The sequence below is a fragment of the Stenotrophomonas sp. YJH_SMC_80 genome (assembly GCF_059372495.1).
Map to the genome: position 1 here is coordinate 22,147 of NZ_JCAFVP010000004.1, position 13,602 is coordinate 35,748.

Sequence of the window (13,602 nt, forward strand, 5' to 3'; positions counted from 1 at the left end):
GCGGGCGAAGGCTCTGACCCCCGCTCCGCACAGGAAGCTCCAATGAGTTACGACATGATGGTGTTCGAGGCCAGCGCCGCGCCACGCGAGGCGGCGGCCTTCATCGCCTGGTTCGAGAAGCAGACGCAGTGGAACGAGCGCCACGAGTACGATGACCCGGTGGTCAGCAGTCCCGAGTTGCAGGCGTGGTTCGCCGAGATGGCGGAGGAATTCCCGCCGATGGACGGACCACTGAGCAACGACGATGACGACCGTGCTGAGGTGACCGAGTACAGCATCGGCCGCGAGGTGATCTACGGCGCGTTTGCCTATTCGGTGGCCGAGCGCGCGCACGGTCGCGTGCAGGACCTGGCCGAGAAGCACGGCGTGGGCTTCTTCGACGTGAGTGCCGATGAAGCGGCAATCGTGTTCCCGGATGGGTTGGTACTGATCGCTGAATGACGGGGGCGGCAGGGCTGCGCCCTGCACCTGCCGAATCAACGGCAACGGCAACGTCAAATGCGTGCTATCCGTGGGTAGGCGGGGTGGGTCCGGTTGAGGGGGACGCTGCAAGTACGTCCATGTAAGCTCGGTCGCCGCATCCATGCGGCTCACGCCCCCTCAACCGGACCCACCCCGCCTTCGACAGTTTCCTGCGATCTGCCGGCACGGCGTTCTGCTCTGGTGGGTGTCGACCTTGGTCGACACGGTAGATCCACGCCATGCGTGGATGAACGTCGGAATGATCGAAGTACGCTGTTGTAGAGTCGAGCCATGCTCGACTGCTTCTGGCTAGCGATTCAGGAACAGATCAACGCTTCGTCAGCCTCGTAAGCGGTTATCTGCCCAAGCATCCGCGCGACACCTGTGTTCTCATGGGCCAGGGCAAGCGCTGTCAGCAACGCTGAACTCATACTCTTGTCATGTTTATCGAGGATTACGCTTGCGGCGAAGCATGCAAGGTTCTGGAGCGCTTCTGAGTACTGAGGCTCCACGGATTCAGGAATTGAGATTCCAGCCTCCCTCCGCTCGACTTCGATCTTGACCGGCAGCCCAACAAAGTCAAACATCAAGAGCTCTGGCTGCTGCAGAAGCACGTCAACAATATGCGGCACCGCTGCAAACGAAGCGCTGTAGACATCCCCTTGATGGCACAAGCTGCTCCACAATTCCTCCCAGGTGTCTTCAATCGAATCGTCTTCCGATCTTTCACCCTTCGGAATACTCAGATTGGCGAGCAGCTCCGGAATGTCATCGGCAGCCCCGTAGGCATGCTGTAGTTCGACCCAGCGTGGGTCATCCAAGGCGATAAGCGCCATGTGCCGGCTCCTGTGTCGTGGGGTAGCAACGCAGGATAGGTAGCGCCAGCGGCGTCATCAAAGGGCAAATGCGACATCGGGGTGAAGGGGTCAGAGCCCGTTCCCGATGGGAACGGGATCCGACCCCGATTCAGAACAACTGGCCCTGCACCGTGGGCTGTTCGATGCGCGCCGGTGCTTCGGCCACCGCTTCCGCACCCAGGCGCCAGGCCAGGCCACCCAATCGGCTGGCGTGGCGTTTCAACGCGGCCTGCAGCACATCAGCGCTGCCTGCCACATGCAGCACCTGGCGGGCGCGGGTCAGGCCGGTGTAGACCAGCTCGCGCGACAGCACGCGGCTGTCCTGGCGCGGCAGCTGCAACCACACTTCATCGAACTCCGAGCCCTGTGCCTTGTGCACGGTCATCGCAAAGGCGCTTTCGTGCGCGGGCAGTGCTGCGGGGTGGAAGGCGCGCGGCTGCTCGACGGTGTCGCCAGGGAACCAGGCGACCATCGCGCCGCTGCTGTCGCGCAGGCAGATGCCGATATCGCCGTTGAACAGGCGGTGCCGGTAGCTGTTCTCGGTCACCAGCAGCAGGCGACCCTGGAAGTAGCCCGGGGTGTTGCCAGCCAGCAGCTGTTCGATGCGGCTGTTGAGCCCGCGCGCACCCTGCGGGCCTTCGCGCAGCGCGGTCAGCACGCGCAGTCGCCCGGCCTGCTGCAGGGCAAGCACCGGATCGGCGGCGTCGGCCAACGCACGCCAATGGCCCAGCAGGTGCTCGCGCTGGCCGCGCAGTGGATCGGCTTCGCCTTCGTGGAAATGCACGCCGGCCAGTTCACCACTGCGCAGCAGCTGCAGCGCGGTACCGCTGTCGCCCTCGCGCACGGCATGCGCCAGCGGTGCCAGGTCCAGCGCATCGCTCTGCCGGTAACCACGTTGCAGCTGCACGCGGCGGCCGGCGAAGGCGCGCGGCGTGGCCTGCGGCTGCAACGTGGCCGGTGCCAACAGACCCTGCAGTGCCTGCGCATCATCGGCGTGGGTGCCGATGCCATCACCGCTGGCGCGCAGGATCGCGCTGAGCACATCACCGGCTTCGACCGAGGGCAACTGATCGGGGTCGCCAAGCAGGATCAGGCGGGTGCCGCTGGCGATCGCGTCGACCAGCTTGGCCATCATCGGCAGATCGATCATCGAGGCTTCGTCGACCACCACCACGTCCACCGGCAGCGGGTTGTCGGCGTGGTGGCGGAAGCGCGGCGAATCCGGGATCACGCCGAGCAGGCGATGCAGGGTGGTGCCGGTACTGGGCAATGCCGCGCACAGCGCCGGGTCCACGCCGTTCTCCTGCAGGCGCTGCACGGCCAGACGCAGGCTCTCGGCCATGCGCTCGGCGGCGCGTCCGGTAGGCGCGGCCAGCGCCACTTCGGGCAGCGGCTGGCCGGCGTGCCGGGCCTGCGCCGCCAGCAGCAGCAACAGGCGCGCGATGGTGGTGGTCTTGCCGGTGCCGGGGCCGCCAGTCACCAGCGCCAGCGGATGGCGCAGGGTCACGCCGGCGGCACGGGCCTGGTGATCCTCGCTGCCCGATGCCTGCGGGAACAGCTGCGCGAACAACGGTGCCAGCGCCGCCATGTCCGGTGCCGGCAGCGGATGCCGGCCGATGCGCTGCAGCCCGGCGGCCAACCGCCGTTCGTACTCGCGGTAGCGGCGCAGGTAGAGCAGGCCGTTCTCCAGCACCAGCGGCGCATCCTCGGCGATGGCGTCGGCCTGCTCGGGTATAGCCACCCAAGGCGATGCGCGCAGTTGTGCCAGCCAGTCCTGCGCGGCGGGCCACTCGGGCACCCCTTCCAGCAGGCGCTGCGGCTGCGCCGGATCGAAGCCGGCGTGGCCCTGCGCCACCGCCAGCGAGGCCAGCGCCGCCGCCAGCGCCACGCTCTCCGGCGTGTCGCCGCGCAGCCGCATCAGGCTGGTCGCCAACGCGTGGTCGAGGGTGCGCAGCAGGCCCTTCTGGTGCAGTTCCTTCAGCAGGCTCATGCGCTGGCCCCACGGGCACGTGCGGCCAGTTCGGCCTGGGCCTGTTCGCCACCGGCGAACAACGCATCCAGTGCATCCACCAGCGCCAGCGGGAAGCGGTCCACGTGCACGCCGTTGCCGGTGCCATCCAGGCCGCGGCAGAACAGGTAGCGGATGCCGCCCATGTCACGCTCGTAGTCGTAGGCCGCGCCCAGGCGGAAGCGCAGCCAGCGATGCAGGGCCACGGTATAGATCAGCGCCTGCAGGTCGTACTCGCTGTGGCGCATGGCGATGGCCAGCAGGTCCTGGCTGTAGCCGGGCAGACGATTGGATTTGTAGTCGAGCACGTACCAGCGCCCGTCGCGCACGTAGGTCAGGTCGATCATGCCGGTCATCAGCCCTTCCAGGCGGCGGCGCTGGCCGAAGCCTCGACGACCACTGGAAACACCGTGGGCATGCAGCACCTGCAGCAGCGCCGGCACCGTGGTCGGCTCGATGGCGAAATGGAAGTCGATTTCCGCGCGCCGCTCGCCTTCGCCCAGGCTGTAAAGGGCGCCGCCTTCGGGCAGCGGCACGGTGAGCGTGTGGCCGACCAGCGGCACCAGCACGGCCACGCCATCGTCCAGGTCGACGTCGGCATAGCCTTCGTCATGCAGCGCCTTGCGTAGCACCTCGGCCTGTCCCTCGGGCGCTTCCCGGCCCGGCTGCCAGTCACCCCAGGCAGCGAAGTCGACGTTCTCCATCGCCTCGTGCAGCACGTTGCCGAAGCGGCTGCCCATGAAGCGCGGGTCGATCGGCGCGCTGTCTTCGACGACGGCGGTGGGTTCGGGCAGCGCCGGTTCCAGCGGCAGTTCCGGGCCGGCCGGTTCATCGGCGGCCGGTGCCGGCAGCTCGGTCGCGGCGGCTTCAATATCACTGCCAGCGCCCGCATCGGCATGCGCCAGCTGGGTGAAGCTGTAGACCCACCAGTCATGCGGCACGCGCCGGGTCAGTGCACGTACCGCCGGCAGGTCACCTTCCACTTCGGCCGCCAGCTGCGGCAGCGCGGCCGGCGCCTCGCTGTCATCGATGTGCACATCGGCGAGCCCGCGCAGCGCCTGCAGGTCACCCAGCAGCGGCGCCAGCCGCGTCTTGCCGAGCCCGGCCAGATCACCCACGGCGATCCACAGCGCATGCTCGGCGCGGGTCAGTCCCACATACAGCAGGCGCGCATCCTCGGCACGCTGCTCGCGCTCACGCTGCGCGTTGGCCGCTTCCCAGGCCTCGTCCTTGTCCAGCTTCCAGTGCAGCTGGCGCTGGCCGCCAACGTGCACGGTGCAGTGCGAGGCGGTGTTCGGCGCGCCGCCGTCGATGCCGACGAAGGGCAGGAACACCAGCGGATACTCCAGGCCCTTGCTCTTGTGCAGGGTGATGATCTGCACGCGGCGCGCATCCGACTCCAGGCGCAGGAGCTGCTGCTCGTCATCCTGGTCGGCACTGGCCATCTGCCCCTGCAGCCAGTCCAGCAGGCCATGCATGCCCAGCGCCTGCGCCGAGGCCTCCTGCAGCAGTTCACCCAGCTGCAGGTAATTGGTCAGGCGGCGCTCGCCATCGATCAGCGCCAGCAGGCGTTCACCCTGTGCGGCACAGACATCGGCAATCACTGCGAACGGTCCGCCGCGCTGCCAGCGCTCGCGCCAATGCAGCAGCTGTGCCTGGAACCCGCGTTGCAGGTCACCTTCGCGTTCCATTGCCGCGATCGCGCTGGCCCGCTGGCCAAGCAGCACGGTGGCCAGCGCTGCACGCAGGCGGCCTTCGTCGGCCGGTTGCAGCAGTGCCAGCAGCAGCGCACGAAGATCGCGGGCTTCAGCAGTGGCGAACAGGCTCTGCTTGCCGGCCGCCACCGCGGGAATGCCGACCGCGGCCAGCGCACGCTGTACCAGGGTGGCCTCGCGATGCGAGCGCACCAGCACCGCGATATCACCGGGCTGCACCGGTCGCCCACGCAACACGGCATTGCCCGTGCGCGCATCGACCAGGATCTGGTGAATCGCGGCGACGCAGGCCTGGGTCGCCGCATCGCGCGAGGCATCGGCGCTCATCGCCTTGTCACCGCCACTGCGCAGCACGCGCAGGGTGAGTGCCTTGGCGGCCTGGCCGTCGCGCAGGTAGTCCGCATCGCTGCGCACGCCACCGGGCCGCACCGGCTCGAACCGGATGTCGCGTTCGAGGAAGGCGTCTTCGCCACCGTTGTCGTACAGCGCCTGCAATGCGCGCAACACAGACGGTCGCGAGCGGAAGTTCTGGTCCAGCACCGGCGCCTGCTGCGCCACCTGCTTGGCCTTCAGGTAGGTGTGGATGTCGCCACCGCGGAAACCGTAGATCGCCTGCTTGGGGTCGCCGATCAGGAACAGCGCCGGCGCCAGGTCGAGTTCGCGCACCTCCGGCGAATCGCCGAACACGGTGTGGAAGATGCCCCACTGGCGATCGTCGGTGTCCTGGAACTCATCGACCAGCGCGATGCGGTACTGCGCACGCAGTTGCCTGACCAGCGTCAGCCGCTGCGGGCCTTCCAGGGCGAGCGCTACGCCATCAATCAGATCGTCGTAGGTCTGTACCCGGCGCGTACGCTTCAGCGCCTGCAGGCGCTGCGTGGCTTCGGCGCGAAGCGTGTGCAGGAGATCCAGCGCGGTGCCACGCAGCCAGGCATCGCGTTCGGCCAGCAGCGCAACATAGCGCGCCAACGGCGCCTGCAATGGCGACGACGGCGTGCGATCAGGAAATTTCTTGTTGGTCTTGTCGGCCAGCACCTCCGGCAGCAGTGCCGGCAGGCGATCGCTGGCCAGCAGCTCGCGCGGGTCGGCGCGCTCGGCCCAGGCCAGCAGCTGCCGGCCCAGCGGGTGCAGCCAGCCCAGCTTGTATGACACGCCGTTGAGCCACTTGTTGTCGACGGCATCGCAGAGGTCGATGAAGAACTGCTCGCCATGCTCGCGCACGCTTGCGGACAGGGCTTCCGCCGCGCTCTGCAATGCCGGGCGTGGATCGGCCAGCGCCGCAGGCCGTGGCAGCGGATGCAGCGGCGGTGTGCCCAGCAGCGCGCGCAGATCGGCGGCCAGCGCGTCGGGGCTGGACCACAGCCAGGTCAGCGGCTCCAGCGTGGCCGGGTCGTTGGCATGCACGCGCCACAGATCGGCCGCGAGCTCCTCCAGCAGTTCACGGTCGCTGGCCAGCAGTTCCGGCGGATCAAAGGTGTGGCCGCTTTCCAGCGCATGCTCGCGCAGCACGCGGGTACAGAAACCATGAATGGTGAAGATGGACGCCAGGTCGATCTCGTCTGCGGCCACCTGCAGGCGGCGTTTCAGTGCGGCGGCGCTCTCGGTGCCGCCCTGCAGATGGCGCTGCAGCACGTCGCGCGTCAATCGTACCTCCGGTGCTTCACCGTCGGCCGCTTCCATGTCGACCAGGCGCGCGGCCAGCGCCAGGCGCTCGCGGATGCGCTTGCGCAGTTCCTGCGTGGCGGCATCGGTGAAGGTCACCGCCAGGATCTGGCCGATGCGCAGGCCCTGCTCCACCACCAGGCGGGTGAACAACGTGGCCAGGGTGAAGGTCTTGCCGGTGCCGGCGCTGGCTTCGATCAGCCGGATGCCCTCCAGCGACAGCGCCAGATAGGGATCGCGGCTGAGGGATTCGAGGCCGTCTTCGGCGATGGCGGTGTTCATGCGTCGCCCTCCTGGCGTGCTTCGGCGCCGAGAGCGCGGCCTTCGCGCACCGCGCTGAAGACCAGCTGGCTGTTGCGCAGCAGGTCAGCGTAGCTGGCCTCGGTAGCGAACGGGTCGGCACCCCGCAGCAGCAGCTGCCAGGCGTCGCTGCTGGATTCACCCCAGCTGCGGTCGCTGCCGTGCCACTGCTTCCAGCCTTCGCTGCGCTGCTTTTCTGCCGGCGCGTTGTACAGCACCCAGCCGGTGTACGGGGCAAAGCGCAGCGGCTCGCGCAGGCCACGCTGGCGCAGCTGCAGCAGCGCACGCAGCGCCGCACGTGCAGCGGGAACGCTCAGTGCCGGCAGTACATGCGGACCGGGACCGACGTCGCCACCATCATGGAACTGCACAAGCGGCAGCGCATCGCCCGCAGCGTTCGCCAGCAGCCAGTCCAGGCCATGGCGGATCACTGCATTGCCATTGAGCGTGCCGGCACGCAGGCGCACCAGCCCTTCCGGATGCCGATCGGCCACGCGGCCATGCAGGCGCACGCCATCGATGTCCACTTCGTAGCGACGGCTTTCCAGTGGTTCGCCCTGCATCCAGCCCAGCAGCGCACTGGCATACGGGCGTGTCTTCAACTGCTCCACCTCGAACTGACGCTCGCCCAATGGACCCGACGGCAGCAGGCCACGCGCGCGCAGGCGTGGGTACAACGGCTCGGTATCGCCGCTGAGCGTGGCGCGCACTACCGCCGCCTGCACGCTGCGCTTTTCCGGCCCGCGCGAGGACAGCACCAGCGGTTCCAGGTCATCCACCTCCTCGACCTCGTCGGCCAGGCGCAGGCCCAGCGACTGTGCGAGGAACTGCCCGGCCGGGTCGCACAGGAAGCGGCGCAGGGAATCGAGCGCGACCTCGTTTTCCACCGCATCGTCGGCCGGCGGCGGCAACGGTGCATCGAACCACGGCTGCAGGCCACCGCGCTGGCCGGTGAGGCGACCGGCGGCCGGATGCCACTGGCGGCGATAGCTGAAGCGACGCGGATCGCCATCGCCGAACGCCGCCGGTGAGAACGGCTGCAGGGCGTGGCGCACGGTGAAGTCGCGGACCGCCGCAGGCGGATCGAGGTGATACGCGGCGGCGGCATCGATCAGTTCGCTGACCAGCACCGACGGCTCGCGCACGCTGCCATCGCGCGGATCGGCGCCGAGATAGCTGAGATAGAACACCTCCTGCGCGGCGGCGAACAGCTGCAGGAACAGGAAGCGGTCATCCTCGCGGGTGGAGCGGTCGCCCGGACGGCGGCGCGGCGTATCCAGCTCGGCGGTGAGTTGGTTGAGACCGGCAGCGGGGTCACGGCGCGGGAAATCGCCATCATTGAGGCCGAGCACGCAGATCACCCGGAACGGCAGCAGGCGCATCGGCACCATGCGGCCGAAACTGATGCCACCGGTCAGCAGCGGTGCGCGCGTATCGGCCTCGCCCAGCGCGCCGGCGAAGTGCGCGCGCACCACCTCCGGCGGCACGCCTTCCTCGAAGCCGGCCTTGGCGGCATCTTCGGCGAACTGGTTGAGCAGCTTGCGCAGGCGCTCCAGCGCGCGCTGGCTGTTGGGGGAACTGGGCGCGGTGGGCAGCAGTGCATCCAGCAGCGACAGCAGGCGTTGCCGCCACTGCGCCGGGGTCAGCAGCTCGCCCAGTCGGCGCTGGTAGATCGCCAGCACGCGCAGCAGGCGCAGCAGCCGGTCCAGCGCGTCCAGCGCACCGCCTTCCAGTTCGATCCACGGCGCCACGCCGGCCACATCGGCCTCGCTGCCAGTGGCATGGCCCAGCACCAGCCGGTCCAGCGCGAACTGCCAGGTGTAGGCATCGTCGGCCGGCGCCTGGTGCTGATTGCGGTGCTTCGCATCCAGGCCCCAGCGTGCGCCGGCCTGCTGCAGCCAGCCATGCAGGCGGTCGAAGTCCACCGCTTCCAGGCCCGCCGCCTCGGCCAACGGGGCGCTGGCCAGCAGGTCCAGCACTTCGTTCAGGCCGAAGCGCGAGACCGGCAGGCCCAGCAGGTGCACGAACACGTCGGCCAGCGGCTCGCCGGCGAGCGGGCTGCTGTCGGCCAGTGCATAGGGAATGTGCTCGTCCTCGCCCCCACGGCCGCCGAACACCGCTTCCAGATACGGCACATAGGGGTCGATGTCCGGTGCAAGCACGGCGATCTCCCGCGCCTGCAGCGGCGGGTCGAAGCGCGGGTCCTGCAGCAGGCTGCGCAGCTGGTCGTGCAGCACCTGCAGCTCGCGCAGGCGGGTATGGCAGGCATGCACCTGCAGGCTGGGGTCGTCGCTGCGCAGGCCGTCGCGCAGCTCGCCCGAGGGCAGCGCGCGGCGGTGGAACAGGTCACGCTGCAGGCGATGCAGCAGGCTGTCGGACAGGCCGCCTTCGTCCAGGGTCGGGCGGGTGTCCTCCTCCGGATCGGAATAGGCAGCGATTTCGCCGGCCGGATGCACCACCTCGTAACTGCCCAGCACCGCCATGAAGTCGCGCCCGGCCGCACCCCAGGCTTCCAGCAGGCGGTTCTCGCCGGCCGCCTCGCCGAAGGGGTCCGGTGCGCCGCTGCGCAGGCGCTCGGCCAGCGTCTGCAGGTCGCCCCAGTACGACTGCACCGGGGTAGGCATATAGAAATGCAGCTCGCCCACCCGCGCCTGGGTAGCCATCACCCGCAGCACGTCGGGCGAGATGTTGAGCGTTGCGAACGCAGACATGCGCGGTGGCAAGCCCTTCGGCAGCGGTTGGCCGGCACCTTCGAAACGGTCCAGGTACTCCTGGATGCGGCGCGCGCGGTAGTCGTGGCCCTGGGTGATGGTGCGCCACAGGATCGCCTGCGGGTCGGCAGGATCGGCACCGGCTGCCCAGCGCAGCAGCCAGTCACGGCGCCACGCCTGATACTTCTCGAATACCGAGGCCAGCTCGCCGGCCAGCGCCCAGGGTTTCAATGCGTCACCGCCGGCAAGATAGGACTGCAGCGCACGCATCGGTGGCTGCGCCAGCAATGTCGGGTCGCGCAGGGCCTGGTACAGCTTCCAGTGCAGGCCGGCCGCGTCCAGATCGTCCTGCTCGCCGCTGACGTTGGCCTTCAGCGCGCGGGCCACGAACTCGCCCGGGGTGAGGAATTCGAGGTTGGCGGCGACACCGAATTCGGCGGCCAGTGTCGCTTGCAGCCAGCGGCGCATCGCCACCTGCGGGATCAACACCACTTCCGGCGCCAGCAACGGCTGGCCTGGCACCGGCGCACGCACGTTGCGCGCCAGCAGCGCGGCCAGCACGTCCAGCGAGTTGGAATGGTAGAGGCGGAAATCGCTGCCTGGGTCACTCATCATGCACAGTGTGCAGGACGGCAGGCAGTATTCAATGGTCGGCCCATCGACGGTACGGATTGTTCCGGGCTGCCGGCCGATTGTCCCGGCCTGCGCCACGCCCTGCCGTGCAACAATACTGCACCGTCCAGTCTGCTTATGTTCAGCCGGCTGGCCCGATCCTTCGATGTCTAAAAAACGTTAATGGTGCCCATGTCGGCTTCCACCTCCAGTCTGGTGCAGTTGTCCAACGTCCGCATCGACCGGAGCGGACGCACGATCCTGCGTGACGTGTCGCTGCAGGTGCCGCAGGGCAGCATCACCGCCGTGCTCGGCCCCTCCGGCAGCGGCAAGTCGACCCTGCTGGCGGCGCTGACCGGCGAACTGCGACCGGTGGCCGGCGACGTTACCCTGTTCGGCAAGCCGATCCCGCATGACAGCAGCGCGCTGCTGGAGATGCGCAAGAGCGTGGGCGTGCTGCTGCAGGGCAATGGTCTGCTGACCGACCTCACCGTGGCCGAGAACGTCGCCCTGCCGCTGCGTACGCATACCCGCCTGCCGGCCGCCGTGCTGCGCCGGCTGGTGGAGATGAAGCTGCATGCGGTGGGCCTGCTGGCCGCCGCCGACGCCTGGCCGCGCGAACTGTCCGGCGGCATGGCGCGCCGCGTGGCGCTGGCCCGCGCGCTGGCGCTGGACCCGCCGCTGATGATCTACGACGAGCCGCTGACCGGGCTGGACCCGATCGCCTCCGGGGTGATCATGAGCCTGATCCAGCGCCTCAACCACAGCCTGGGCCTGACCAGCATCATCGTCAGCCACCACGTGCACGAGACCCTGCCGATCTGCGACCAGGTGATCGCCATCGCCAATGGCGGCGTCGTGTTCCAGGGGACGCCCGAGGCACTGCAGTCCAGCCAGGATCCGCTGCTGCGGCAGTTCCTGCATGGCCAGCCGGATGGCCCGATTCCGTTCGATGCCGCGCCACGCGCGAGGGTTGCCTGATGCCGTTCGTCCAAGCCACCCGCTCGCTGGGCCGCGCCGGGCTGTTCTCGCTGACCGTGCTGCGCGGTTCCCTGCCGACCCGTGATTTCCTGGCCGAGCTGACCCGCGAGATCTACAAGATCGGCGCGCGCTCGCTGCCGATCATCGCCGTCGGTGGCGCCTTCGTCGGCCTGGTGCTGACCCTGCAGGGCTACCGCACGCTGACCACCTTCGGCGCGGCCGACGCGTTGTCGACCCTGCTTGGCCTGTCGCTGTACCGCGAACTGGCGCCGGTGCTGACCGCGCTGCTGTTCATCGGCCGCGCCGGCAGTTCGATCGCCGCCGAGCTGGGCCTGATGCGCGCCACCGACCAGATCAAGGCGCTGGAGCTGATGGCGATCGACCCGGTGGCCAAGGCCGTGGCGCCACGCTTCTGGGCGGCGGTGCTGACCGTGCCGCTGCTGACCGGCATCTTCTGCTCGCTGGCGATCAGTGCCAGCTACTTCGAGGCCGTGCACGTGCTGGGCCTGGACAATGGCGTGTTCTGGTCGGCGCTGCGCAACAGCGTCGATTTCTGGGATGACTTCGGCGTGGCGATGCTGAAGTCGGCGATCTTCGGCGGCACCGCCGCGCTGGTCGCCGCCTATGTTGGTTTCCATGCCGAGCCGACCATTGAAGGCACGTCGGTGGCGACCACCCGTGCAGTGGTCAACGCTTCGCTGCTGGTGCTGATGTTCAACTTCGTTCTGTCGGCAATGTTGTTCACCTAACCCCTCCACCGGCGGTGCGCAGGCGCGCGCGGCCACCACGACTCGATCAGGTAATCCACATGGCCATCCGCGGTCCCAGACTCGAATTCTCCGTCGGCGCTTTCCTGCTGCTGGCCCTGGCCTCGCTGATGGTGCTGGCGGTGGCCTCGACCAACCAGCGCTGGAGCTGGGGCAGCCAGGGCTACGAGCTGAAGGCGCGCTTCTCCCAGGTCGGCCAGCTGCGCAAGCAGGCGCCGGTGAAGATCGGCGGCGTCACCGTCGGCCAGGTCGCCTCCATCGACCTGGACCCGGTGAAGTTCGAATCGATCGTGACCCTGCGCATGGACAGCAAGGTCAAGGACCTGCCGGCGGACACCTCGGCCGGCATCTTCACCAGTGGTTTGCTCGGCGAGAGCTATATCGGACTGCAGCCGGGCGGTGATCCGGACGTGCTGAAGGCCGGCGACGAAATTGTCTTCACCCAGCCGGCGGTTGACCTGATCCAGCTGGTCGGCAAGTACATGTTCAGTGGCGGCGCCGGTGGCGGCGCTGCTCAGAAGCCCAACGATGGCGCGCAGGCGCCTGCAACGGAACCGCAACCATGAAGATGAAACTGATCCCGGCCCTGCTCGCCTCGGCGCTGCTGGCGGCCACTCCGTTCCTCGCCCAGGCCCAGGCCGCCGCCCCCGCCGCTGCCGCGGCGCAGGGCCAGGCCGGCAAGGTGGTGATCGATGCCAGCACGCGCATCCTCACCACCCTGCAGCAGCGCAGGAGCGAATTCGGCAGCAACCCGGCCAGCCTGCGCAACTACATCGACAGCGAACTGAACCGCACCTTCGACCGCGACTATGCCGCGCGCCTGGTGCTGGGCCCGCACGCCCGTGGTGCCTCGGATGCCGACATCAAGCTGTTCGCCGATGCCATGGCCGACAGCCTCATGCAGCGCTACGGTTCGACCCTGCTCAACATCCAGGGCAAGCCGAGCTTCCGCCTGAAGGGTGAAAGCCCGCTGCCGGGCAACCGCGGCGTGCGCGTGAGCACCGAGCTGGTGCGTGCCGGCAGCGAGCCGACCCCGGTCGAGTACTGGATGCGCAACGTGAACGGCCAGTGGAAGATCTTCGACGTCAACATCGAAGGCATCTCCTACGTGCAGACGTTCCGCAACCAGTTCGACACCCCGCTGCGCCAGAAGGGCATCAAGCAGGTGGCCAGCGAGCTGCACAGCGGCAGCATGCAGGCCGGGCCCGCGGGCAATGGCAAGTAACGCACTGGCACTGCTGGAAGGCGACACCCTGCGCCTGCGCGGGGTGCTCGACCGCGCTGCGGTGATCGCGCTATGGCCGCAGCTGCAGGCCCTGCCGGCAAAGCTGGCACGGCTGGATCTGGCTGAGGTCGAACGCGTGGACAGCGCCGGCCTGGCCCTGCTGGCCGAGCTGGCGGCACGTGCGCGCAAGGCCGGCCATCCGCTGGTGATCACCGGCGCGCCGGCTGGCTACAACGAACTGAGCGCGGCCTACCGGCTGTCGCCCAACCTGGATTTCAACGCTACTTCTGCTGCGAGCTGAC

10 protein-coding genes are annotated in these 13,602 nt (G+C 68.5%); 6 read left to right on the forward strand and 4 right to left on the reverse strand.

The annotated features are described in order from the left end of the window. Window positions 1-42: 42 nt before the first annotated feature. Window positions 43-441, forward strand: coding sequence for a hypothetical protein (locus AC5P99_RS08460; protein WP_476470934.1), 399 nt, complete (start codon window positions 43-45; stop codon window positions 439-441). Between the two features lie 338 nt (window positions 442-779). On the opposite strand, the gene AC5P99_RS08465 is transcribed toward AC5P99_RS08460, so the two are convergent. The 4 genes from AC5P99_RS08465 to recC form a co-directional block, all read right to left on the reverse strand. Continuing rightward, window positions 780-1,298 (reverse strand): hypothetical protein, encoded by a 519-nt coding sequence (locus AC5P99_RS08465; protein WP_495213038.1) that lies wholly within the window; start codon window positions 1,296-1,298, stop codon window positions 780-782. 130 nt (window positions 1,299-1,428) lie between these two features. After that, window positions 1,429-3,309, reverse strand: coding sequence for an exodeoxyribonuclease V subunit alpha (gene recD / locus AC5P99_RS08470; RefSeq protein ID WP_495213039.1), 1,881 nt, complete (start codon window positions 3,307-3,309; stop codon window positions 1,429-1,431). After that, the gene (recB, locus tag AC5P99_RS08475; RefSeq protein WP_495213040.1) at window positions 3,306-6,986 is read right to left on the reverse strand and encodes an exodeoxyribonuclease V subunit beta; all 3,681 of its coding nucleotides are present in this window, start codon (window positions 6,984-6,986) and stop codon (window positions 3,306-3,308) included. Before recB ends, recD begins: the two co-directional genes overlap by 4 nt. Next, the gene (gene recC / locus AC5P99_RS08480) at window positions 6,983-10,330 is read right to left on the reverse strand and encodes an exodeoxyribonuclease V subunit gamma (protein WP_495213041.1); all 3,348 of its coding nucleotides are present in this window, start codon (window positions 10,328-10,330) and stop codon (window positions 6,983-6,985) included. Before recC ends, recB begins: the two co-directional genes overlap by 4 nt. Window positions 10,331-10,519: 189 nt before the next feature. Between recC and AC5P99_RS08485 the strand changes: the two genes are divergently transcribed. From AC5P99_RS08485 to AC5P99_RS08505, 5 genes are read left to right on the forward strand one after another with little or no spacing between them, the layout of a single operon-like run. Beyond that, window positions 10,520-11,308, forward strand: a complete 789-nt coding sequence (locus AC5P99_RS08485) for an ABC transporter ATP-binding protein (RefSeq protein ID WP_005411704.1) — start codon at window positions 10,520-10,522, stop codon at window positions 11,306-11,308. Further along, on the forward strand, window positions 11,308-12,057 hold the full coding sequence (locus AC5P99_RS08490) for an MlaE family lipid ABC transporter permease subunit (protein ID WP_005414955.1): 750 nt from the start codon (window positions 11,308-11,310) through the stop codon (window positions 12,055-12,057). The genes AC5P99_RS08485 and AC5P99_RS08490 overlap by 1 nt, the downstream gene beginning before the upstream one ends. Window positions 12,058-12,116: 59 nt before the next feature. Then, window positions 12,117-12,641 (forward strand): outer membrane lipid asymmetry maintenance protein MlaD, encoded by a 525-nt coding sequence (gene mlaD / locus AC5P99_RS08495; protein WP_005411706.1) that lies wholly within the window; start codon window positions 12,117-12,119, stop codon window positions 12,639-12,641. Beyond that, the gene (locus AC5P99_RS08500) at window positions 12,638-13,300 is read left to right on the forward strand and encodes an MlaC/ttg2D family ABC transporter substrate-binding protein (RefSeq protein ID WP_005411707.1); all 663 of its coding nucleotides are present in this window, start codon (window positions 12,638-12,640) and stop codon (window positions 13,298-13,300) included. The genes mlaD and AC5P99_RS08500 overlap by 4 nt, the downstream gene beginning before the upstream one ends. Continuing rightward, the gene (locus AC5P99_RS08505) at window positions 13,290-13,601 is read left to right on the forward strand and encodes an STAS domain-containing protein (protein WP_005414956.1); all 312 of its coding nucleotides are present in this window, start codon (window positions 13,290-13,292) and stop codon (window positions 13,599-13,601) included. The genes AC5P99_RS08500 and AC5P99_RS08505 overlap by 11 nt, the downstream gene beginning before the upstream one ends. The last annotated feature ends 1 nt before the right edge of the window (window position 13,602 follow it).

What these genes read in the sequence shown, in the direction of transcription:
- AC5P99_RS08460 (WP_476470934.1), top strand. Translation starts at nt 43, where the DNA reads ATGAGTTACGACATGATGGTGTTCGAGGCCAGCGCCGCGCCACGCGAG.
- AC5P99_RS08465 (WP_495213038.1), bottom strand. Translation starts at nt 1,298, where the DNA reads ATGGCGCTTATCGCCTTGGATGACCCACGCTGGGTCGAACTACAGCAT.
- recD (WP_495213039.1), bottom strand. Translation starts at nt 3,309, where the DNA reads ATGAGCCTGCTGAAGGAACTGCACCAGAAGGGCCTGCTGCGCACCCTC.
- recB (WP_495213040.1), bottom strand. Translation starts at nt 6,986, where the DNA reads ATGAACACCGCCATCGCCGAAGACGGCCTCGAATCCCTCAGCCGCGAT.
- recC (WP_495213041.1), bottom strand. Translation starts at nt 10,330, where the DNA reads ATGATGAGTGACCCAGGCAGCGATTTCCGCCTCTACCATTCCAACTCG.
- AC5P99_RS08485 (WP_005411704.1), top strand. Translation starts at nt 10,520, where the DNA reads ATGTCGGCTTCCACCTCCAGTCTGGTGCAGTTGTCCAACGTCCGCATC.
- AC5P99_RS08490 (WP_005414955.1), top strand. Translation starts at nt 11,308, where the DNA reads ATGCCGTTCGTCCAAGCCACCCGCTCGCTGGGCCGCGCCGGGCTGTTC.
- mlaD (WP_005411706.1), top strand. Translation starts at nt 12,117, where the DNA reads ATGGCCATCCGCGGTCCCAGACTCGAATTCTCCGTCGGCGCTTTCCTG.
- AC5P99_RS08500 (WP_005411707.1), top strand. Translation starts at nt 12,638, where the DNA reads ATGAAGATGAAACTGATCCCGGCCCTGCTCGCCTCGGCGCTGCTGGCG.
- AC5P99_RS08505 (WP_005414956.1), top strand. Translation starts at nt 13,290, where the DNA reads ATGGCAAGTAACGCACTGGCACTGCTGGAAGGCGACACCCTGCGCCTG.